The sequence below is a fragment of the Protofrankia sp. CiP1_Cm_nod2 genome, from assembly GCF_920664355.1.
GTDB lineage: Bacteria > Actinomycetota > Actinomycetes > Frankiales > Frankiaceae > Protofrankia.
The window spans coordinates 1-891 of sequence record NZ_CAKKTL010000080.1; the positions used below are offsets into that span (position 1 = coordinate 1).

Sequence of the window (891 nt, forward strand, 5' to 3'; positions counted from 1 at the left end):
AAGATCGTCGGCAGCGTCAGATGTGTATAAGAGACAGAGGTGTGGTTCGCCCCCACCGGATGGATCCCCTTCGAGCCGACCCCGCCAGCGAGTGCGGGCATCGCCATCCCCGGCTACTCACAGGTCCAGAAGCCGGCTGGAGGGAGCACGGCTTCCGTGCAGGCGGGCGCCGCCCGGTCGTCGTCCGCGCCCGAGACCGCCGCGCCGAGCGCAGGCACCACCAGCGGCGACGGGCAGGACACGGTGGCGCATCAGCCCCTCACACAGCCGCGGCCCACCAGCGACGGGCCGCTGCCCGCGATCCTCTGGTGGTTCCTGCCGGGGGCCGCCCTCCTCGCGCCACTGGGTGGACCAGCCCTGCTGCGGATGGCCCGCCGTCGACAGCGCCTCAGGGCCACCCTGCGGGAGGCCCCCGACGACGGGGACGCGGCGGCCGACAGCCGTGCGCACGCGGCCTGGGCCGAACTGGCCGACCTCACCGTCGATCTCGGCATGCCGCTGCGGCCGAACGAGTCCCCGCGAGCCAGCGCGACGCGGCTGAGCGCTCACATCGCGGCCAACGCCCGCACCCCCGAGCGAACGATCACGACGGCGGAGGCCGAGGAGGCCCTGGCTGCCCTGCTCCGGATCGCCGAGGCGGAGGAACTCGCCTGCTACGCGCCGCTGGCCCTGGTCCGCTCCCACGCACCGGACGAACGAATCGGACGTGATCTACAGACAGTTACGCGCATCCTGAAGAAGATAACGCCGCGTACCAGCCGCGTTTGGGCCACCGCAGTCCCCCGCTCCGTGGTCGCCGACCTGAGGGGCCTGCGCAGCCTGGTCCGGACGGGGAGCCGCCCGAAGCCGAGACGCCCGGCAGCACTCCGGCACGACCAGAACAGCCGGCAC

Annotated in this window: 1 pseudogene; it reads left to right on the forward strand. The window is 73.0% G+C overall.

The features are described 5' to 3' along the window. Window positions 1–156: 156 nt before the first annotated feature. Window positions 157–891: pseudogene (locus NBW84_RS11145) on the forward strand (hypothetical protein); the annotation flags it as partial.